This is a genomic window from Pseudooceanicola profundus (assembly GCF_054919315.1).
The window spans coordinates 3,152,909-3,171,610 of sequence record NZ_CM142898.1 but is presented as its reverse complement, the minus strand read 5'-3'; the positions used below and the strand labels follow the sequence as shown (position 1 = coordinate 3,171,610).

Genomic DNA, 18,702 nt, shown 5'->3' with positions numbered 1-18,702 from the left:
TCCCGCAGGCGGCAGTGATTCTGCGCTGCGGCAAACCGGGGGCGACCGGTGCCTGCTGTTAGCGCGAACCCGTCAAAACGGTTAGCGCAACCAGCGGCAGCAAACCGCAGGTTAACGCTAACACACTGAGAAATCGTCGTTTTTCGCCTTAATTTTTCGGTCAGGCACGGCTATATCCCGGTCGAACACGTTTCGTATCAGGAGCCCCCGGCATGACCATCACCCTTGGCATCAACGGTTTCGGCCGCATCGGTCGCTGCACTCTCGCCCATATCGCGGAGAGCGCGCGCAACGACGTGCAGGTGGTGAAGATCAACGCCACCGGCCCGATCGAAACCAACGCCCACCTGCTGAAGTACGACAGCGTGCACGGCCGCTTTGCCGGCACGGTCAAGGTCGAGGGCAACACGATGGACCTCGGGCGCGGCCCGATGGAGGTCTTCTCGACCTACAACCCGGAAGAGCTGGACTGGTCCGGCTGCGACGTGGTCCTCGAGTGCACCGGCAAGTTCAACGACGGCGAGAAGGCCAAGATCCACCAGGCGCGCGGCGCCAAGTCGGTGCTGATCTCGGCACCCGCCAAGAACGTGCAGAAGACCATCGTCTACGGTGTGAACCACCGCGACCTCGTCGCCGGTGACACGATGATCTCGAACGGCTCCTGCACCACCAACTGCCTCGCGCCGCTGGCCAAGGTGCTGAACGATACCATCGGGATCGAAAGCGGCATCATGACCACGATCCACTCCTACACCGGCGACCAGCCGACGCTGGACCGCCGCCACAAGGACCTCTACCGCGCCCGCGCCGCGGCCATGTCGATGATCCCCACCTCCACCGGGGCCGCAAAGGCGCTCGGCGAGGTGCTGCCGGAACTGAAAGGCAAGCTCGACGGCTCGTCGATCCGCGTTCCCACCCCGAACGTCTCGGCCGTGGACCTGACCTTCGTCGCCAAGAAGGACGTGACCGAAGCGGACGTGAACGAGGTGGTGCGCGAAGCCGTCGCCGGCCACATGGGCGCCGTCATGGGCTACGATCCCGAGCCCAAGGTCTCGATCGACTTCACCCATACCGAGCAGTCCTCGATCTTCGCCCCCGACCAGACCAAGGTCATCGGCGGCCGCCTCGTGCGCGTCCTGGCCTGGTACGACAACGAGTGGGGCTTCTCCTGCCGGATGGCCGACGTTGCCGCCGCCATGGGCCGCCTCGTCAACTGAGGCGCCTGCCCCCTGCAAGACACTTGATCGAACGGCCCCCGTCAGGCATTCCTGCGGGGGCCTTTTCGTTGCGGGAGCCCCATGACAAACCGGATTGCCATTGTACTGGCGCTGCTGATCGTGGCACTCCTAACGTTGGATGCCGTGATGTTCGACTGGGCCAACGCGTTGTTTCTGGCCAAGAAACTGACGGGTCTCATAGAATGGATGGCATTCTGGCGTTAACGTTCAGGGGTATGTGACACGATGGGTCCGGTGGGTATTGCAGCGGCCGTTCTTGCGCTGGTGCTGGTGGGCTTCGCGGTGCGGAGCTGGTGGATTTCGCGACAGGTGGAAAAGCAGGTCCCGCCCCGGGGCTCCTTCATCGAGATCTCGACCGGGCGGCTGCATCACATCGACTGCGGGCGCGGCCCGGTCGTGGTGCTGATCCACGGGCTCGGCGGCAATCTTGGCAATTTCGACCTCGGCCTGATCGACGAGCTGGCCCGGGATCACCGGGTCATTGCCATCGACCGGCCCGGTTCGGGCTATTCCGACCGGACGGATGACATTCCCGCCAACGTGCGGGCGCAGGCCGTGCAGGTGCGCGAGGCGCTCAACGCGCTGAAGATTCGCCGGCCGCTCGTGGTCGGGCATTCCCTGGGCGGCGCCGTGGCCCTGGCACTTGCCGCGGACTTCGGCGACGACCTGCGCGGGCTGGCGCTGATCTCTCCGCTGACCCTGCCGGTGCGCGATCCCTCGCCCGCCTTCAAGGCCTACGAGATCCAGAGCCCCCTGCTGCGCCGGATCGTGGCCTGGGTGTTCTGGGTCACCATGGCGCGCTCCAAGCCCGAGATCCTCAGCGACGTGGTCTTCGGCCCCGAGGCGATTCCCCCCGAATACGCCACCAGGGGCGGCGGTTTGCTGGCGCTGCGGCCGTGGAACTTCCTGCAGACCTCGCGCGACTACCAGGCCTCGGGCCGGGACCTGCGCGGGCTGGCGGAGCGCTATGGCGATTTCACGATTCCCGTGCGCATCCTCTATGGCGAGGATGACCATCTGCTCGATCCGGCGCTGCACGGCGATACGCTGATCGCCCGGGTGCCGCAGTTCGGCCTCGTGAAGGTGCCGGGCGGACACATGCTGCCGCTCACCCAGCCGCTGCGCTGTGCGGATTTCATCCGGCGCGCCTCGCTGGCCATGAAGTAAGCGCGATGCGGAAAGGGGACCGCCTCAGCGATCCCCGAATTTCTTGAGCAGCTTCTCGTTCACCGCCGGTGAGACGAAGCGCGAGACATCCCCGTTGAGCCGGGCGATTTCCTTCACCAGCTTCGAGGCGATGGCCTGGGTCTTGAAGTCCGCCATGAGGAAGACCGTCTCGACCGAGCTGTCGAGCGCCCGGTTCATGCCGACCATCTGGTATTCATATTCGAAATCCGCCACCGCGCGCAGGCCGCGCAGGATCACGTTGGCGCCGACATCGCGGGCACAGTGGATCAGCAGGTTCTCGAAGGGATGCACCACGATCTCGGTCTGGGTGCTTTCCTGCAGCTGCGAGACCTCGGACTCGATCATGGCCACGCGCTCTTCCAGTCGGAACAGAGGGCCCTTGTCCCGGTTGATGGCAACCCCGATCACCAGCTTGTCCACGATCTGCGTGGACCGCCGGATGATATCCAGATGGCCCAGGGTGATCGGGTCGAACGTTCCCGGGTAAAGACCGACACGCATCGCGCACTCCTCCGCGTCACACTGAGGCGCACGCAACAATATTACGCCGGGGATTTCAAGGCCTTCCGCGCGATTACCCGCCGAAAGCGTGAATATTTACGATTATTTCACGAAAGGCCCTGATGGCGCAATTCAATGGCCCATGATCATGCCTTCGAGGGCATCCTTCTCCATCGCGAGCTGCGACAGCCGCGCGGCGACCGCATCCCCGATGGTCACGATGCCCACCAGCTTGCCCCCCTCGGTCACCGGCATGTGCCGGAAGCGACCGTCGGTCATGCGGCGCAGCACCGATTCCACGCTGTCCTCGGGCTGGCAGCATTTCGGATCGGGGGTCATCAGGGCGCTCACCTTCTGATCAAGGCAGGACGGCCCCTGCGTGGCCAGCGTCCGCACGATATCGCGTTCGGACAGGATGCCCTCCGGCGTTTCGCCATCGCTGGACACCACCACGCCCCCGATACGCTTCGAGGCCAGCACTTCGGCGGCCTCCCGCACGGACACGCCCGGCTCCACGGTGAACACGCCGCCGACGGCCTTAGTCTTCAGGATCTGCTGGACGAGCATCGGTTCCTCCTCCTTGCTCTGCCTCCCCCTCGCTTCAAGCCTCACCGAGCGGCAACATTCTGTCAAGTCGCCGCTTCCAGCCGCGCGACCTCGCGCCGGATGCCATCGGCCAGGGCGGCGGCGAAACGCTGCATCCGCTCCAGCCGGGCATCGTCGACGTGGCGCACGAGGTAGAAGCTGCGCTGCAACGACAGCTGGTCCGCCAGCACCCGGCGCACGTTCGGGGCCGAGGGCAGCGCGAAGTCATGGACAATGCCCACCCCGGCCCCCTGCCGGATCCACTGCAACTGCACCGCGACCGAGTTCGAGGCGAGCGCGACCCGCTCCACCCCGGTCTGGCCGAGGTAGTCGAGTTCCTTGTCGAAGATCATGTCGGGGATATAGCCGATCACCTGCCGCCCGCGCAGGTCCTCCATCCGGGTCAGCGGCCCGTGGGTGGCAAGGTAGCCCTCCGAGGCGGCAAGGTGCAGGCGATAATCGCTGATCTTCTGCACCAGCAGCCGCCCGGCGGTGGGGCGCGAGACGCTCACCGCCATGTCGGCCTCGCGCCGCGACAGGTTGAAGACCCGCGGCAGGGCGACGATCTGCACCTCGAGGTCGGGGTTCTCCGCCACGATGGCGGCGCAGACCTGCGGCAGCAGGAAATTCGCCACCCCGTCCGGCGCGCCGAGGCGGATCTGCCCCGACAGCTGCCCCGCCTGCCCCGAGATCTCGGCCTCCGCCCCGGCCATGGCCTGTTCCGCCCGCACCGCGTGATCCATCAGCCGCTGTCCCGCCTGCGTCAGCGCATAGCCCTGCGGCGAGCGGGCAAAGAGCGCCGCACCGAGGTCCTCCTCCAACCGCTGCACGCGGCGCCCCGCCGTGGCCGGATCGATCTTGAGCCGCTGGCCTGCCGCCGACAGGCTCTCGCCCCGCGCAACGGCAAGGAATACCTTCAGATCGTCCCAGTGCATGACCTCGACCTTTGCATTTTTGCAAAACTGATTTGGAGACTTGCCTCTTTTCCCGTGAATTTTGCAAGTCTAACGTGCCCGCAAATTCACGGAGGTACCCATGACCGAATTCACCCATTTCATCGGAGGCGCCCATGTGAAGGGCACCTCGGGCCGCTTCGCAGACGTCTACAACCCCGCCACGGGCGAAGTGCAGGGCAAGCTGCCGCTGGCCTCGACCGAGGAGATCGGCAAGGCCGTCGAGATTGCTGCCGAGGCACAGATCGCATGGGCCGCGGTGAACCCGCAGCGCCGCGCACGGGTCATGATGAAGTTCGTCGACCTGCTGAACCGCGACATGGACAAGCTGGCCGAGGCGATCAGCCGCGAACACGGCAAGACCCTGCCCGACGCCGCCGGTGACGTGCAGCGCGGCCTCGAAGTGGTCGAGTTCTGCATCGGCGCGCCGCACCTGCTGAAGGGCGAATACACCGACGGCGCGGGCCCGGGCATCGACATGTACTCCATGCGCCAGCCGCTGGGTGTCAGCGCGGGCATCACGCCGTTCAACTTCCCGGCCATGATCCCGATGTGGATGTTCGCGCCCGCCATCGTCTGCGGCAACGCCTTCATCCTCAAGCCCTCCGAACGCGCCCCCTCCTGCCCGATGATGCTGGCGGAACTGCTGGAAGAGGCCGGCGCCCCCAAGGGCATCCTTCAGGTCGTCAACGGCGACAAGGAAGCCGTGGACGCGATCCTCGATCACCCGGTGATCCAGTCGATCGGCTTCGTGGGCTCCACCCCGATCGCGGAATACATCTATGGCCGCGGCTGCTCCAACGGCAAGCGCGTGCAATGCTTCGGCGGCGCCAAGAACCACATGATCATCATGCCCGACGCGGACATGGATCAGGCGGCAGACGCGCTCGTGGGCGCGGGCTACGGTGCGGCTGGTGAACGCTGCATGGCGATCTCCGTGGCCGTCCCCGTGGGCGAAGAGACCGCGGACCGCCTGATCGAGGCCCTCGTGCCCCGCATCGAGAAACTGAAGGTCGGCCCCTACACCGCCGGCAAGGACGTGGACTACGGCCCCGTGGTGACCGCTGCCGCCAAGGAGAAGATCCTCGGCCTCGTGCAGTCGGGCGTGGATCAGGGCGCCAAGCTGGTGATCGACGGCCGCGACTTCTCGCTGCAAGGCTACGAGGACGGCTTCTTCGTCGGCCCGCACCTCTTCGACAATGTCACGCCCGACATGGACATCTACAAGCAGGAGATCTTCGGCCCGGTCCTCTCGACCGTGCGCGCGGGCTCCTACGAAGAGGCCATCGGCCTGGCCATGGACCACGAGATGGGCAACGGCACCGCGATCTTCACCCGTGACGGGGATGCGGCCCGCGACTTCGCCAGCCGGATCAACATCGGCATGGTGGGCATCAACGTGCCGATCCCGGTGCCGCTGGCCTACCACACCTTCGGCGGCTGGAAGAAATCGGCCTTCGGCGACCTGAACCAGCACGGCCCGGATTCGATCAAATTCTATACACGGACGAAGACGGTCACCTCCCGCTGGCCCTCGGGCATCAAGGAAGGCGGCGAGTTCAACTTCAAGGCCATGGACTAAGGTCCCCGGGCTGGTACACAGGTTGGTGAGGGCCGGGTTTCCCGGCCTCCACCGGACCCTGATGCCATGCCTGTCACCTATCAGATCTTTCCGCGCCGCGACCTCGTCTACGTCCGTTTCAGCGGCTTCGTCCGCCCCGAGGACAGCATGGCGGCGCTCGCCGACTTCATGAATGACCCGGACGGCCACCCCGAGATCCGCCAGTTGATCGATCTCAGCGCCGTCACCGGGTTTCAGGCGCAGCACGTGGAGGTGATGAAGGTCCATGCCCGCAAGGTCGACGTGTTCCGCCCCGCGCCGAACGCCACGCCGCTGGTCTATATCTGCCCGAGCCTCATGTCGCTGAAACTGGTGGCCATGATCCTGCGCAGCTGGGACGGGATACCGGGCATGCTGCACCGCGTGGTGCAGAGCGAGGAAGACGCGCTGGAGATGCTGGGCCTGCCCGAACGCTCCGTCGCGGAACTGGTGGAACAGCCGGTCTGAGCCGGCCCCCGTCGCGGGGGCCGCGTGATCCAAGGGCACCGGCCCGGCGGATCTGCCGCATCGCGCGGCGCCATTTTAGACGCGAGGGTTGGGAGGCCCGGCGCGTCGGGCCCGGCCTGCACGGGCCGGTCAGGGAGGAGGAGATTTCATGGATTTCGCACTCAGCGAGGAACAGCAGGCCATTTTCGACATGGCCTATGCCTTCGGGCAGGACCGCATCGCGCCCCATGCGGCGCAGTGGGAGGCCGAGGGCGACATCCCCAAGAGCCTCTGGCCCGAGGTGGGGGCCCTGGGCTTCGGCGGGCTCTACGTCAGCGAGGAGAACGGCGGCGCGGGTCTCGGCCGGCTGGATGCCACGCTGGTCTTCGAGGCGCTCTCCATGGCCTGCCCGGCCGTGGCGGCCTTCCTCTCGATCCACAACATGTGCGCCCGGATGCTCGACAGCTTCGCCTCGGAGGAGTTGCGCGCCCGGGTGCTGCCCGGCGTCATCTCGATGGAGACCGTGCTCTCCTACTGCCTGACGGAGCCGGGATCGGGCTCCGACGCGGCGGCGCTGAAGACCCGGGCCGAGGCGGTTCAGGGCGGGTACCGCCTGAACGGGACCAAGGCCTTCATCTCTGGCGGGGGATATTCCGACGGCTACGTCGTCATGGCCCGCACAGGGGGCGACGGCCCGCGCGGGGTCTCCACGCTCTACGTGCCGGCGGGCACCGAGGGGCTTTCCTTCGGCGGGCTGGAGCAGAAAATGGGCTGGAAGGCCCAGCCGACCCGGCAGGTCCAGTTTGACAATTGCGACATTCCGGCCGGCAATCTGGTCGGAGAAGAGGGCTCGGGTTTCAAATATGCGATGATGGGGCTGGATGGCGGCCGTCTGAACATCTCCGCCTGTTCCATCGGCGGCGCACAGGCCGCGCTGGACAAGACGCTCACCTACATGGGCGAACGCAAGGCCTTCGGGCAGAGCATCGACCAGTTCCAGGCGCTCCAGTTCAAGCTGGCGGACATGGAAATCCAGCTTCAGGCCGCCCGCGTCCTGCTGCGGCAGGCGGCGTGGAAACTGGACCAGAAGAGCCCCGACGCCACCAAGTTCTGTGCCATGGCCAAGGCCTTCGTGACCGAGGCGGGCAGCCAGGTGGCGAATACCTGCCTGCAGCTGCATGGTGGATACGGCTACCTCTCGGACTACGGTATCGAGAAACTGGTCCGTGACCTGCGCGTGCATGAAATCCTCGAAGGCACGAACGAGATCATGCGCGTCATCACGGCCCGCACCCTACTGGCGGAGCGCTGAGACATGACCGAGACCACCCCCGATCTGAACATCCGCACCGCGGGTCGCGCCGGGCGGATCACCCTGACCCGGCCCAAGGCGCTGAACGCGCTAAGCTGGCAGATGTGCCTCGACATCGAGGCGGCGCTGGACGCCTGGGCCGCGGATGACAGCGTCGCCGTCGTGGTGATCGATGCCGAGGGCGACCGCGCCTTCTGCGCAGGCGGCGACGTGGCCGAGATCCACCGTCGTGGAACAGCGGGCGATTACGACTACGGCTGCGGTTTCTGGCGCGACGAATACCGGCTGAACGCCAAGCTGGCCGAGTATCCCAAGCCCATCGTGGCGCTGATGCAGGGCTTCGTCATGGGCGGCGGCGTGGGGCTTGGCTGTCACGTCTCGCACCGCATCGTGGGGGAGACGACGCAGATGGCCATGCCCGAGGTCGGGATCGGGCTGATCCCCGACGTGGGCGGCTCGCTTCTGCTGGCCAATGCGCCGGGGCTGATGGGCCGCTACCTCGCGCTCACCGCAGGGCGGATGGGTCCGGGGGATGCGATCCACGCGGGCTTTGCCGATCTCTTCATCCCCGAAAGCACATGGCCCGGCGTCATCGCGGCGCTGGAAGACAGCGGCGAAGTCAATGACGTACGGGACGCAGCTCAGGTGCCGCCCGCCGGTCCGCTGGCGGCAGAGCAGCCCTGGATGGATGCGACCCTCGGCGGTGATCTGCCCACGATCCTCGCGCAGGTCACCGCCTCCGACGGCCCCCTGGCCGAGGGCACGGCCAAGGCGATCCGGCGCAATTCGCCCCTCGCCATGGACACGACGCTCGCCCTGCTGGAGCTGCAGCGCGGCCACAGCGTGCGCGAGGCGCTCGCGCTCGAATACCGCGCCACCTACCGCTCTCTCCGCGAAGGCGATTTCCTGGAGGGCGTGCGGGCGCAGCTCATCGACAAGGACCGCAACCCGCAGTGGCGCAACAGCATCGACAGCCTGCCGCCCGGCGCCGGCGCGGCGCTATTGGCCCCGCTGGAGGCGGAGCTGGCGATCTGAACCGCCGGCCCCGGGGGAGAGCCGGGCCACGGTCTTCAGGACCGGCGTGCGGGACGCATTCAGGACGGGATCAAGGGAGGACAACATGAAGATCGGATTTATCGGGCTGGGGAACATGGGCGCGCCCATGGCGGCCAATCTCGTCAAGGCAGGCCACGAGGTGACCGGCTTCGACACCGCGGCGATCACCGTGGAGGGCGCGGCCACCGCAGGCTCGGCCGCAGCGGCCGCCACCGGGCAGGACGTGGTGATCACCATGCTGCCCAACGGCGACATCCTGCGCAGCGTGGCGGCAGAGGTGATCCCCGCGATGCAGGCGGGCGCAGTGCTGCTGGACTGCTCCACCGTGGACGTGGAAAGCGCCCGCGCCGTGGCGGAGGACGCCATGGCAGCCGGGCTGAAGGCGCTGGACGCCCCGGTTTCGGGCGGGATCGGCGGGGCGCAGGCGGGCACGCTGACCTTCATGGTCGGCGGCACCGAGGATGCCTTTGCCATCGCCAGGCCGCTCTTCGACATCATGGGCCAGAAGGCGGTGCACTGCGGCCCCTCGGGCAACGGGCAGGCCGCCAAGATCTGCAACAACATGATCCTTGGCGTCACCATGATCGCCACCTGCGAGGCCTTTGCCCTCGCCGACAAGCTGGGGCTGGACCGGCAGGCGATGTTCGACGTGGTTTCGACTTCCTCGGGCTACAGCTGGACCATGAATGCCTATTGCCCGGCCCCCGGCGTCGGCCCGCAAAGCCCGGCGGACAATGGCTACACCCCCGGTTTCGCAGCCGAGCTGATGCTGAAAGACCTGCGGCTGAGCCAGCAGGCCGCCGAGGCCGCCGATGCGGATACCCCCATGGGGGCCGCCGCCGCCGCGCTCTACGCCACCTTCGTCGAGGAGGAAGACGGCAAGGGGCGCGATTTCTCGGCCATGCTGCCGCGCTTCGAGTCCCGGCACCGGGGATAACCTGACCCGATCGAACGGCAGGCGCGGCCCCCGCGCCTGCCCTGCCCCCGGCGCATTGTCCGGCACTACAGTCACGCCATCCTGCCGGCCAATTTGCCGCAGACAGTCAGCCCCGCGTCGTGGTAAACATATACTAGTTTCCTTATGTGTCGGCGGAGGACGCCGGAAAGGACCTGAGATGTTTGCCAAGAACGAAGGAACGGCGGATCGGGTGATCCGCGTGGTGGTGGGGCTGGCGCTGATCGCGGCCTTCTTCCTCAGCAGCTGGGCCTATGCCTGGATCTTCCTGATCGGGGTCGTCCCGCTGATCACGGGGCTGATGGGCTCCTGCCCGCTCTACACGATCCTCGGCATCAACACCTGCCCGCTGGACAGGCGCTGAGAGACGGGACTTGGACGGCGGCAGCTCTCCGGGACGCCCGGCGGAAACCTGCCCGGCGCCGGGCTCGCCTGCGTCGGTTCTGGAACCTCCCCCGGTTTGGCGGGTTAAATCGCCAAGACATTGAAGGAGAGACTTCCATGAACCGCATGACCAAAGCTGCCGCCCTGGTCACCCTTGCCAGTGGCCTCGCCCTTCCCATGGCCGCCTCGGCCAGCCCGTGGAGCACCGCCGCCGAGACGCTGCAGACCCTGGCGATCAACGTCAAAGGCAATGGCTGCCCGCCGGGGCTTGCCAAGAAGGGCAACGGCTGCAACCCGCCGGGCCTCGCCAAGAAACAGGCGCCGCGCCACGAGGTGCGCCGCTACGAGGAACGCCGTGACGACCGCGATTACGTCCGCGTCGATCGCTATCACGTGGGCGACCGGTTCTATCCCGACCGGGGCGACTACGTCGTGATCCGCGATCCGGGCCGCTACGGTCTGGACCCGAACTACCGCTATTACCGCGATGACAACCAGCTGTTCCGGCTCGACCGCGACACGATGGAAATCGTCGCCCTGATGGGTCTTGCGGGCATCCTGTCCCAATAAGACTGGCCCGATAAGCCAAGTCCGATAAGTCAGGCCAGCAAGCCCTGACCTGCCGTTCCAGCCCGGCGCCTACGCGGTGCCGGGCTCTTTCATGCCTCCGGTCGCGCCCTCCGGGCTGGCTTGGGCCCGGATCATCGGCCAGATCTCGGTCTGTGCAACGCCCGGATCAGGAGGCCCGATGAGGAGGCTTCTGCCCGGTCCTAAGGCCAGAGCACCTCAGCACGCCCCACCCGGCGCCGCTCGCTTGCCGAGGCCCGCGACTCGGGCCACACTGGACCCAACCGGAGTTTGCCCGATGTCCCCGACCCGTCTTGTCCTGCCGCTGCTGCCAGCCCTCCTCCTGTGGGCCGGTCCCGCAGCGGCTTGCCGGATGGAACTTGCGGGCGCCCGCTGTGTGACGGCGGACAGCGCCAATGTGGCGCCGGGTTTCAGCGAAAGCAGTGCCGGGCAGGCTGGCGGCGGGACGCGGGAGGCGCTGCCGCAGGTGCGCAGCATCGCGGGCGGCGCGCGGCTGGTTCCCGCGGTGCCTCGCCCCTACAACACGCCACAGCGCCCCACCGGGGCCCGTGGACCTGTCCTCGCGCCCGGAAGTACCCTGCCCGATCAATACATGATCCTGCTGAACACCGAGCGCTACGGCCTGCCCGCGCCGCAGGACGGCTGGGCCTATTTCCGGGTCGAGGGGGAGGTCTACCGCGTCATGATCCACAGCCGCGAAGTGCTGGAGCGCGTGACGGACCAGACCAACGCCGCGTTCTGAACCCGCACAGCAGAGCCGTCCCCCACTGACGGGTGCGCCTCTGGCCCGGGCCCGGCCTGCAAACCGCCGTCCCCATCCCTCCATGCGAAAACGGCCCGCCAAGGCGGGCCGTTTCGTCATTCCGCCGCGACCTTGCGCGGCTTGAGCATGTCGATCAGGTAGCGCCCGGTGTGGCTGCGCTCGACCTTGGCGACCTCCTCGGGCGTGCCTTCGGCCACGATCTGGCCACCGCCATCGCCGCCCTCGGGGCCGATGTCGATGATCCAGTCGGCGGTCTTGATGACGTCGAGGTTATGCTCGATCACCACCACCGTATTGCCCTGATCCACCAGTTCGTGCAGCACTTCCAGCAGCTTGCGCACGTCCTCGAAGTGCAGGCCCGTGGTCGGCTCGTCGAGGATATAGAGCGTCTTGCCGGTCGAGCGGCGCGCCAGTTCCTTGGACAGTTTCACCCGCTGCGCCTCGCCGCCCGAGAGCGTCGTGGCCTGCTGGCCCACCTTGATGTACCCGAGGCCCACGCGCATCAGCGCATCCATCTTCTCGCGGATGCTCGGCACCGCCTGGAAGAACTCCTGCGCATCCTCGACGGTCATCTCCAGCACGTCGGCGATGGACTTGCCCTTGAACTTCACCTCCAGCGTCTCGCGGTTGTAGCGCGCGCCGTTGCAGGTCTCGCAGGTGACATAGACGTCGGGCAGGAAGTGCATCTCGATCTTGATGACACCGTCCCCCTGACAGGCCTCGCAGCGCCCGCCCTTCACGTTGAAGGAGAAGCGGCCCGGCTTGTAGCCGCGCGCCTTGGCCTCCGGCAGGCCCGCGAACCAGTCGCGGATCGGCGTGAAGGCCCCGGTATAGGTGGCCGGGTTCGACCGGGGCGTGCGCCCGATGGGCCGCTGGTCGATGTCGATGACCTTGTCGAGCAGCTCCAGCCCTTTCACGGTCTCGCAGGGCGCAGGCGTCTGCCGCGCGCCGTTGAGCCGCATGGAGGCGGTCTTGAACAGGGTCTCCAGCGTCAGGGTCGACTTGCCGCCGCCGGACACGCCGCTGACGCAGACGAACTTGCCAAGGGGAAACTCGGCCGTCACCTCCTTGAGGTTGTTGCCGGTGGCCTTGACCACGGTGATCGCCTTGCCGTTGCCCTTGCGCCGTTCGGCGGGCACGGCGATCTCGCGCTTGCCCGACAGGTATTGCCCGGTCATCGAGGCCGGGTCCTCGCAGATCTCGGCCGGCGTGCCCTGTGCCACCACCTGCCCACCGTGGACACCAGCCCCGGGACCGATGTCGAAGACGTAATCCGCCTCGCGGATCGCCTCTTCGTCGTGTTCCACCACGAGGACCGAGTTGCCCTGATCGCGCAGGTTCTTCAGCGTATCCAGAAGCCGCCCGTTGTCCCGCTGGTGCAGGCCGATGGAGGGTTCGTCGAGGACGTAGAGCACCCCGGTCAACCCGCTGCCGATCTGCGAGGCGAGCCGGATACGCTGGCTCTCACCGCCGGACAGCGTGCCCGAGGCGCGCGACATGCTGAGGTAGTCGAGGCCGACATTGTTCAGGAAGCCGAGGCGCTCGCGGATTTCCTTGAGGATGGCGCGGGCGATCTCGTTCTTCTGCGAGGTCAGGCTGGCGGGCACCGTCTCGCACCAGGCATGGGCCTCGCGGATCGACATCTGCACCACCTGCCCGATGTGGACGCCCGCGATCTTGACCGCGAGCGCCTCGGGCTTCAGGCGATAGCCGTCGCAGGCACCACAGGGCCGGTTGTTCTGATAGCGCTCGAATTCCTCGCGGACCCAGTTGCTGTCGGTCTCGCGGTAGCGGCGCTCCATGTTCGGGATCACGCCCTCGAAGGGCCGCGAAACCGTGTAGACCCGCCCGCCCTCGTCGTAGCGGAAATCGATCTCCTCGCCGTTGGAGCCATAGAGGAAGACCTGCTGGACGTGCGCGGGCAGGTCCTTCCAGCGGGCGTTCTTCTTGAACTCGTAGTGCTTGGCAATGGCCTCGATGGTCTGGAGGAAATAGGGCGACTTGCCCTTGCGCCACGGCGCGAGCGCCCCGTCGGCGATCTTCAGCGTCTGGTCGGGCACCACGAGGCGCTCGTCGAAGAAGAGCTCCACGCCGAGGCCGTCGCACTCCGGGCAGGCCCCGAAGGGCGCGTTGAAGGAGAACAGCCGCGGTTCGATCTCGGGGATGGTGAAGCCGCTGACCGGGCAGGCGAAATTCTCGGAGAAGGTCGTGCGCTCGGGATCGCCCTCGCGCGGGGCGGTTTCGAGGATCGCGATCCCGTCGGCGAGGTCGAGCGCGGTGCGGAAACTGTCGGCGAGGCGGGTTTCCATCCCCTCGCGCACAACGATCCGGTCCACCACGACGTCGATGTTGTGGCGGAACTTCTTGTCCAGCGTCGGCGGCTCGTCGAGTTCGTAGAACTCGCCATCCACCTTCACCCGCTGGAAGCCCTGCTTGCGCAGCTCGAGGAATTCCTTGCGGTACTCGCCCTTCCGGTCGCGCACCATGGGGGCCAGAAGGTAGCCGCGGGTGCCCTCCTCCATGGCCATGACGATATCGACCATGTCCTGCACCTGCTGCGCCTCGATGGGCAGGCCGGTGGCGGGGCTGTAGGGCGTGCCCGCACGGGCGAAGAGCAGGCGCAGGTAGTCATAGATCTCGGTCACCGTGCCCACGGTGGAGCGCGGGTTCTTCGACGTGGTCTTCTGCTCGATCGAGATCGCGGGGCTGAGGCCGCTGATATGATCCACGTCGGGCTTTTCCATCATGTCGAGGAACTGCCGCGCATAGGCCGAGAGGCTCTCGACATAGCGCCGCTGCCCTTCGGCATAGATCGTGTCGAAGGCCAGAGAGGACTTGCCCGAGCCCGACAGGCCGGTGATCACCACCAGCTGGTCGCGCGGGATATCCACGTCGATGCCCTTCAGATTGTGCTCGCGCGCGCCGCGCACTTCGATCTTCTTCAGATCCGCCATGACAGACTCCCGGGGGGTATTGCCGAAAACTTAATAGAGCGCGGCCCGGCGTCCAACCGAAAAATGAGAACGAAGGCGGAACATTTGCACCGCCCCATTCACATTCAAAGTCATGAATGCTATTTCTGCCGCATCGGGCATGAGGCCCGGGCGAGGGACAGATATGTTCGGATTTCTTAAAGGCAATGCCCGCCACCGCTTTTCCGCCGCCGAGGCGATCCGCGGGGTGGCGACAGGCGAGGTCGTGGTGATCGACGTGCGCGAGTCTGCGGAAGTGGCAGAAACCGGCCAGGCCGCCGGTTCGGTGCATGTGCCGCTGATGATGCTGGCCTTCCGGGCCGATCCCGCCCACCCCGACCACCTGCCCCAGATCTCGCCGGAGAAGACCGTGGCGGTCTACTGCGCCTCCGGCGGCCGGTCTGCCTCGGCGGTGCGGGTGCTGGACCGGCTGGGCTACCGCGACGTGCACAACATCGGCGGGCTGGGGCACTGGGCGCGGGCCGGGGGACAGGTCGTGAAGGTTTGACCACCGCTAGAGACGAAACCGCGCCCGCCGAGGCGAGCGCGGAAAATTCTTCGAAGAATTTTCCCAAGAATTTTCGAAAATTCTTGGGCGCCTTTTGCGGCGGCAGCGATCAGAAGTGGATCGCGCGACCGTAGGCGTCGAGCACGGACTCGTGCATCATCTCAGACAGCGTGGGGTGCGGGAAGACCGTGTGCATCAGGTCCTCTTCCGTGGTCTCCAGCTGGCGGCCGATGACATAGCCCTGAATCAGCTCGGTCACTTCCGCGCCGACCATGTGGGCGCCCAGCAACTCGCCGGTCTTGGCATCGAAGACGGTCTTCACCATGCCATCGGGCTCGCCCAGGGCCACAGCCTTGCCGTTGCCGATGAAGGGGAACTTGCCGACCTTCACCTCGTACCCCGCGTCCTTGGCCTTGGCCTCGGTCATGCCGACGGAGGCCACCTGCGGATGGCAGTAGGTGCAGCCCGCGATGGAGCCCGGCTTGATCGGATGCGGATGGCCGCCCGCGACCAGTTCCGCCACCATGACGCCCTCGTGGCTGGCCTTGTGCGCCAGCCAGGGTGCGCCGGCGATGTCGCCGATGGCATAGAGCCTCTCGACGCCGGTCCGGCAGAATTCATCCGTGACGACATGGGTGCGGTCCACCTTGACGCCCAGACCCTCGAGCCCCAGCCCCTCGACGTTGCCGACGATGCCGACGGCCGAGATGACCGTGTCGAACTCCTGCGTCTCGACCTTGCCGCCCACCTCGATATGCGCGGTGACCTTGCCCTTGGCGCGGTCGAGCTTCTTGACCATGGCTTTCTCCATGATCTTCATGCCCTGCTTGACGAACTGCTTCTTGGCGAAGGCGGAGATCTCCGCATCCTCGACGGGCAGCACGCGGTCCATCACCTCGACCACGGTCGTGTCGGCGCCGAGCGTGTTGTAGAAGCTGGCGAATTCGATGCCGATGGCGCCCGAGCCGATGACCAGCAGCTTCTTGGGCATCCGGGAGGGTTTCAGCGCGTGGCGGTAGGTCCAGACCAGGTCGCCGTCCGCCTCGAGGCCGGGCAGTTCGCGGGCCCGCGCGCCGGTCGCCAGAACGATGGCCTTGGCGGTCAGCTCCTCGGTGCCCTTGTCGGTCTTGACCGAGACCTTGCCCTTGGCGGGCAGGCTCGCCTCGCCCATGACGACCTCGACCTTGTTCTTCTTAAGCAGGTGCTTGACCCCGCCTTCCATCTGCTTGGCGACCCCGCGCGAGCGGTTCACCACGGCGTCGAGGTCATAGCCGATCTTGTCGGCGGAGAGCCCGTAGTCCTTGGCCCGCTCCATCATGTGGAAGACCTCGGCCGAGCGCAGCAGCGCCTTGGTCGGAATGCAGCCCCAGTTCAGGCAGATGCCGCCGAGGTTTTCGCGTTCCACGATGCAGGTCTTCAGGCCCAGCTGTGCTGCGCGGATCGCCGCCACATAGCCGCCCGGACCTGCTCCGATTACGATCATGTCATAAGATTTGGTGGCCATGGCCCCCTCCGTTCCGCAAGATAGTTTGACGTTAAACTATTTTGGAAAGCCCTTCAACGCAGCAAAAAGGCCCCGCAGCGTATTGCCGCGAGGCCTTCTGTAATCCGTTGAAATGCGGGACGGTTATGTCCCCGTCCCCGCCTGTTGCACGGCCTTATTCCGCCGCCTGAAGCTGCCGGATCGTCGCGCCGTAGCCGCCCTGGTCGAGGAAGGCCTGTTCCGGCTTGGTGACGCTGCGCTCCAGCGCCTCGCTGCGGTAGGGGAAACGGCCGAACTTGCGGATCACCTCGCGGTGGGCCTTGGCGTGCAGCAGGTTCGGCTCGCCGGTCATCGGCATCCGTTCCGCCATCAGGCGCACGCAGCGATCCTGATCACAGAGGCTCTCGCTGTGCATCAGCGGCAGGTAGAAGAACTGCCGCGCCGGTTCCTCGACCTTGAGGTCCCAGCCGTTGTCGATGGAGAGCTTCGCCGCCGCAAGCGCCACGCCGTCGGTCGCGAAGGCCTTGCCCTCGCCGCGGAACATGTTGCGGGGAAACTGGTCCATCAGGATGACATAGGCGAGCGCACCGTTCGGGTGCGTCAGCCAGAAGCCATAAGCGCCATCGGCGGCGGCCTGCCAGGCGTCGCCGAACTTGTCGCGGATTTCCTGATCAAGGGCATCCGAGGCCTCGTACCAGCCCGAGGGTCCTACCTCGTCCAGCCAGAAGTTCAGGATGTCTCGCGGGGCAACCATGGGGGATCCTCCTGTGGTCTCTGTCGCACCTGCCCCCATCGTTACATAAGTTTTATATTCGCAACAGGGGGAATTCGTGGTCTGACAAGACGTTAGCGATCACAGGCGATCCGCTGCCTCCTGCGCTTGCGCTTCTTCCTCCTGCGCGGTTTCGATCACCCACTCCTGTGCGGCTTCCACCGCGACCGACGTGGCGGACATCATGACCGGCGTATAGGCCCCGCTGAAGTCCGAGGTCGGCGCGGGTCGCTGGGTCATCCGGTAGCCCGCGTAGGCCGCCATGGCGAGCAGCAGGACCGCGATGAACAGCCAGAAACCGGAGGGCCCGAAGGCGGTCATGATCCAGCCGGTGATCAGCGGTCCTGCGATGGCGCCAAGCCCGTTCATGAACAGGATGCCCCCGGAGGCCGCGGCCATGTCCTCGGGCTGGAGGAAGTCGTTCGCGTAGGAAATCAGCAGCGAATAGAGAGGGTTGGACGTGCCACCCACGATCATCGCCGCCAGCAGGAGGGCGATGAAGCTGCTGCCCGCCAGCATCGCGAGGATCGCCCCCACGCCGCCCACGGCCGCCACGATCAGGATCAGCTGGCGCCGGTCCATCCGGTCCGACAGCCACCCCAGCGGGTACTGGGCAATGGTCGCGCCGACATAGAAGGCCGCGATGAACATGGAGATCTGCGGCAGGCTCAGACCCGCCTGCCCGCCATAGACCGCGGCCATGCCGAACTGGGCCGAGAAGGCCCCGCCGAGGATGAAGACCCCCACGCAGCTCAGCGGAGAGATGCCGTAGAGTTGCCTGAGCGACATCGGCTTGGTGGTGTCAAACGCCGGCGTGGGCGAGATCGAGAGGAGAATCGGCGCGAAGGAGATCGAGACCAGCACCGAGGGAATCACGAAGAGCACGTAGCCCGACGGATCCGCGACCAGCAGCAGCCCCTGCGCCGAGACGATGCCCAGCATCTGCACGATCATGTAGAGCGACAGCGCCTTGCCGCGGTTCTCGTTGGTGGCCGCGTTGTTCAGCCAGCTTTCCGCCGTGACGTAGACCCCCGAGAAGCAGAAGCCGATCACAACCCGCCCGATGGCCCAGGCGGCGGGATGGGCAAAGGTCGGATAGAGGATCAGCACCGCCGAGATGAAGGAGGCCAGCGCCGCGAAGACCCGCACGTGGCCGACCCGGCGGATCATCTCGGGTGCCATGCGCGAGCCGCCAAGGAAGCCGGCGAAGTAGGCCGACATGACGATCGACATCTCGAAGGTCGAGAACCCCTCCAACTCGCCCCGCACACCCAGCAGCGTGCCCTGCAGGCCGTTCCCGACCATCAGCAGCATCAGACCCAGCAGAAGCGCCCACGCGCTGCCCAATACCTGTAGCATCTCGTCCTTCCTGCCCACACGGCCCTGCAGGCCGGACA

General features: G+C 66.4%; 19 protein-coding genes. 12 read left to right on the top strand and 7 right to left on the bottom strand.

Features of this window, described 5'->3' with window-relative positions; translation table 11 throughout:
* Positions 1-212 precede the first annotated feature (212 nt).
* The 3 genes from gap (at position 213) to ACX9MO_RS14595 (ending at position 2,405) form a co-directional block, all read left to right on the top strand.
* Positions 213-1,217, top strand: coding sequence for a type I glyceraldehyde-3-phosphate dehydrogenase (gene gap / locus ACX9MO_RS14605; protein WP_222489411.1), 1,005 nt, complete (start codon positions 213-215; stop codon positions 1,215-1,217).
* Positions 1,218-1,298: 81 nt separating this feature from the next.
* Complete coding sequence (locus ACX9MO_RS14600) at positions 1,299-1,442, top strand: hypothetical protein (RefSeq protein ID WP_462212361.1); 144 nt, start codon at positions 1,299-1,301, stop codon at positions 1,440-1,442.
* 21 nt (positions 1,443-1,463) lie between these two features.
* Positions 1,464-2,405, top strand: a complete 942-nt coding sequence (locus ACX9MO_RS14595) for an alpha/beta fold hydrolase (protein WP_462212360.1) — start codon at positions 1,464-1,466, stop codon at positions 2,403-2,405.
* Positions 2,406-2,429: 24 nt separating this feature from the next.
* Here the strand turns inward: ACX9MO_RS14595 and coaD are convergent, their stop codons facing one another.
* From coaD to ACX9MO_RS14580, 3 genes are all read right to left on the bottom strand, one after another.
* Positions 2,430-2,927 carry a pantetheine-phosphate adenylyltransferase gene (gene coaD / locus ACX9MO_RS14590; RefSeq protein WP_222489408.1) on the bottom strand — a complete coding sequence of 166 codons (498 nt, stop codon included), beginning with the start codon at positions 2,925-2,927 and terminating at the stop codon, positions 2,430-2,432.
* A 132-nt stretch (positions 2,928-3,059) separates the two neighbouring features.
* On the bottom strand, positions 3,060-3,494 hold the full coding sequence (locus ACX9MO_RS14585; protein ID WP_462212359.1) for a CBS domain-containing protein: 435 nt from the start codon (positions 3,492-3,494) through the stop codon (positions 3,060-3,062).
* 62 nt (positions 3,495-3,556) lie between these two features.
* Positions 3,557-4,447 carry a LysR family transcriptional regulator gene (locus tag ACX9MO_RS14580; protein ID WP_462212358.1) on the bottom strand — a complete coding sequence of 297 codons (891 nt, stop codon included), beginning with the start codon at positions 4,445-4,447 and terminating at the stop codon, positions 3,557-3,559.
* 100 nt (positions 4,448-4,547) lie between these two features.
* Between ACX9MO_RS14580 and ACX9MO_RS14575 the strand changes: the two genes are divergently transcribed.
* From ACX9MO_RS14575 to ACX9MO_RS14540, 8 genes are all read left to right on the top strand, one after another.
* Complete coding sequence (locus tag ACX9MO_RS14575; protein ID WP_462212357.1) at positions 4,548-6,047, top strand: CoA-acylating methylmalonate-semialdehyde dehydrogenase; 1,500 nt, start codon at positions 4,548-4,550, stop codon at positions 6,045-6,047.
* 66 nt (positions 6,048-6,113) lie between these two features.
* On the top strand, positions 6,114-6,533 hold the full coding sequence (locus tag ACX9MO_RS14570; protein ID WP_222489404.1) for a hypothetical protein: 420 nt from the start codon (positions 6,114-6,116) through the stop codon (positions 6,531-6,533).
* A 148-nt stretch (positions 6,534-6,681) separates the two neighbouring features.
* Positions 6,682-7,824, top strand: coding sequence for an acyl-CoA dehydrogenase family protein (locus ACX9MO_RS14565; RefSeq protein WP_462212356.1), 1,143 nt, complete (start codon positions 6,682-6,684; stop codon positions 7,822-7,824).
* A 3-nt stretch (positions 7,825-7,827) separates the two neighbouring features.
* On the top strand, positions 7,828-8,859 hold the full coding sequence (locus ACX9MO_RS14560; RefSeq protein WP_462212355.1) for a 3-hydroxyisobutyryl-CoA hydrolase: 1,032 nt from the start codon (positions 7,828-7,830) through the stop codon (positions 8,857-8,859).
* Positions 8,860-8,944: 85 nt separating this feature from the next.
* Positions 8,945-9,817, top strand: coding sequence for a 3-hydroxyisobutyrate dehydrogenase (mmsB, locus tag ACX9MO_RS14555; protein ID WP_462212354.1), 873 nt, complete (start codon positions 8,945-8,947; stop codon positions 9,815-9,817).
* 178 nt (positions 9,818-9,995) lie between these two features.
* The gene (locus tag ACX9MO_RS14550; protein WP_222489400.1) at positions 9,996-10,199 is read left to right on the top strand and encodes a YgaP family membrane protein; all 204 of its coding nucleotides are present in this window, start codon (positions 9,996-9,998) and stop codon (positions 10,197-10,199) included.
* A 137-nt stretch (positions 10,200-10,336) separates the two neighbouring features.
* Complete coding sequence (locus ACX9MO_RS14545; protein WP_462212353.1) at positions 10,337-10,789, top strand: excinuclease ABC subunit A; 453 nt, start codon at positions 10,337-10,339, stop codon at positions 10,787-10,789.
* A 295-nt stretch (positions 10,790-11,084) separates the two neighbouring features.
* Positions 11,085-11,549 (top strand): hypothetical protein, encoded by a 465-nt coding sequence (locus ACX9MO_RS14540; RefSeq protein ID WP_222489399.1) that lies wholly within the window; start codon positions 11,085-11,087, stop codon positions 11,547-11,549.
* Between the two features lie 116 nt (positions 11,550-11,665).
* Here ACX9MO_RS14540 and uvrA read toward each other — a convergent pair whose 3' ends face one another.
* Entirely contained in the window at positions 11,666-14,524 is a 2,859-nt protein-coding gene (gene uvrA / locus ACX9MO_RS14535; protein WP_462212352.1) for an excinuclease ABC subunit UvrA, read from the bottom strand.
* 163 nt (positions 14,525-14,687) lie between these two features.
* Between uvrA and ACX9MO_RS14530 the strand changes: the two genes are divergently transcribed.
* Positions 14,688-15,050, top strand: a complete 363-nt coding sequence (locus ACX9MO_RS14530) for a rhodanese-like domain-containing protein (RefSeq protein ID WP_462212351.1) — start codon at positions 14,688-14,690, stop codon at positions 15,048-15,050.
* A gap of 109 nt (positions 15,051-15,159) precedes the next feature.
* Here ACX9MO_RS14530 and lpdA read toward each other — a convergent pair whose 3' ends face one another.
* The 3 genes from lpdA to ACX9MO_RS14515 form a co-directional block, all read right to left on the bottom strand.
* Positions 15,160-16,554 carry a dihydrolipoyl dehydrogenase gene (gene lpdA / locus ACX9MO_RS14525; protein WP_462212350.1) on the bottom strand — a complete coding sequence of 465 codons (1,395 nt, stop codon included), beginning with the start codon at positions 16,552-16,554 and terminating at the stop codon, positions 15,160-15,162.
* Between the two features lie 154 nt (positions 16,555-16,708).
* Positions 16,709-17,287 carry a DUF924 family protein gene (locus tag ACX9MO_RS14520; protein ID WP_222489395.1) on the bottom strand — a complete coding sequence of 193 codons (579 nt, stop codon included), beginning with the start codon at positions 17,285-17,287 and terminating at the stop codon, positions 16,709-16,711.
* Positions 17,288-17,386: 99 nt separating this feature from the next.
* Positions 17,387-18,664 carry an MFS transporter gene (locus tag ACX9MO_RS14515; protein ID WP_462212349.1) on the bottom strand — a complete coding sequence of 426 codons (1,278 nt, stop codon included), beginning with the start codon at positions 18,662-18,664 and terminating at the stop codon, positions 17,387-17,389.
* Between the last annotated feature and the right edge of the window lie 38 nt (positions 18,665-18,702).

Excerpts from the sequence above, each read along its gene's own strand:
- uvrA (WP_462212352.1), bottom strand. The coding sequence starts at position 14,524 with ATGGCGGATCTGAAGAAGATCGAAGTGCGCGGCGCGCGCGAGCACAAT.
- ACX9MO_RS14540 (WP_222489399.1), top strand. The coding sequence starts at position 11,085 with ATGTCCCCGACCCGTCTTGTCCTGCCGCTGCTGCCAGCCCTCCTCCTG.
- coaD (WP_222489408.1), bottom strand. The coding sequence starts at position 2,927 with ATGCGTGTCGGTCTTTACCCGGGAACGTTCGACCCGATCACCCTGGGC.
- ACX9MO_RS14545 (WP_462212353.1), top strand. The coding sequence starts at position 10,337 with ATGAACCGCATGACCAAAGCTGCCGCCCTGGTCACCCTTGCCAGTGGC.
- ACX9MO_RS14585 (WP_462212359.1), bottom strand. The coding sequence starts at position 3,494 with ATGCTCGTCCAGCAGATCCTGAAGACTAAGGCCGTCGGCGGCGTGTTC.
- ACX9MO_RS14550 (WP_222489400.1), top strand. The coding sequence starts at position 9,996 with ATGTTTGCCAAGAACGAAGGAACGGCGGATCGGGTGATCCGCGTGGTG.
- ACX9MO_RS14520 (WP_222489395.1), bottom strand. The coding sequence starts at position 17,287 with ATGGTTGCCCCGCGAGACATCCTGAACTTCTGGCTGGACGAGGTAGGA.
- ACX9MO_RS14580 (WP_462212358.1), bottom strand. The coding sequence starts at position 4,447 with ATGCACTGGGACGATCTGAAGGTATTCCTTGCCGTTGCGCGGGGCGAG.
- ACX9MO_RS14600 (WP_462212361.1), top strand. The coding sequence starts at position 1,299 with ATGACAAACCGGATTGCCATTGTACTGGCGCTGCTGATCGTGGCACTC.
- ACX9MO_RS14565 (WP_462212356.1), top strand. The coding sequence starts at position 6,682 with ATGGATTTCGCACTCAGCGAGGAACAGCAGGCCATTTTCGACATGGCC.
- mmsB (WP_462212354.1), top strand. The coding sequence starts at position 8,945 with ATGAAGATCGGATTTATCGGGCTGGGGAACATGGGCGCGCCCATGGCG.
- lpdA (WP_462212350.1), bottom strand. The coding sequence starts at position 16,554 with ATGGCCACCAAATCTTATGACATGATCGTAATCGGAGCAGGTCCGGGC.
- gap (WP_222489411.1), top strand. The coding sequence starts at position 213 with ATGACCATCACCCTTGGCATCAACGGTTTCGGCCGCATCGGTCGCTGC.
- ACX9MO_RS14530 (WP_462212351.1), top strand. The coding sequence starts at position 14,688 with ATGTTCGGATTTCTTAAAGGCAATGCCCGCCACCGCTTTTCCGCCGCC.
- ACX9MO_RS14595 (WP_462212360.1), top strand. The coding sequence starts at position 1,464 with ATGGGTCCGGTGGGTATTGCAGCGGCCGTTCTTGCGCTGGTGCTGGTG.
- ACX9MO_RS14575 (WP_462212357.1), top strand. The coding sequence starts at position 4,548 with ATGACCGAATTCACCCATTTCATCGGAGGCGCCCATGTGAAGGGCACC.
- ACX9MO_RS14570 (WP_222489404.1), top strand. The coding sequence starts at position 6,114 with ATGCCTGTCACCTATCAGATCTTTCCGCGCCGCGACCTCGTCTACGTC.
- ACX9MO_RS14560 (WP_462212355.1), top strand. The coding sequence starts at position 7,828 with ATGACCGAGACCACCCCCGATCTGAACATCCGCACCGCGGGTCGCGCC.
- ACX9MO_RS14515 (WP_462212349.1), bottom strand. The coding sequence starts at position 18,664 with ATGCTACAGGTATTGGGCAGCGCGTGGGCGCTTCTGCTGGGTCTGATG.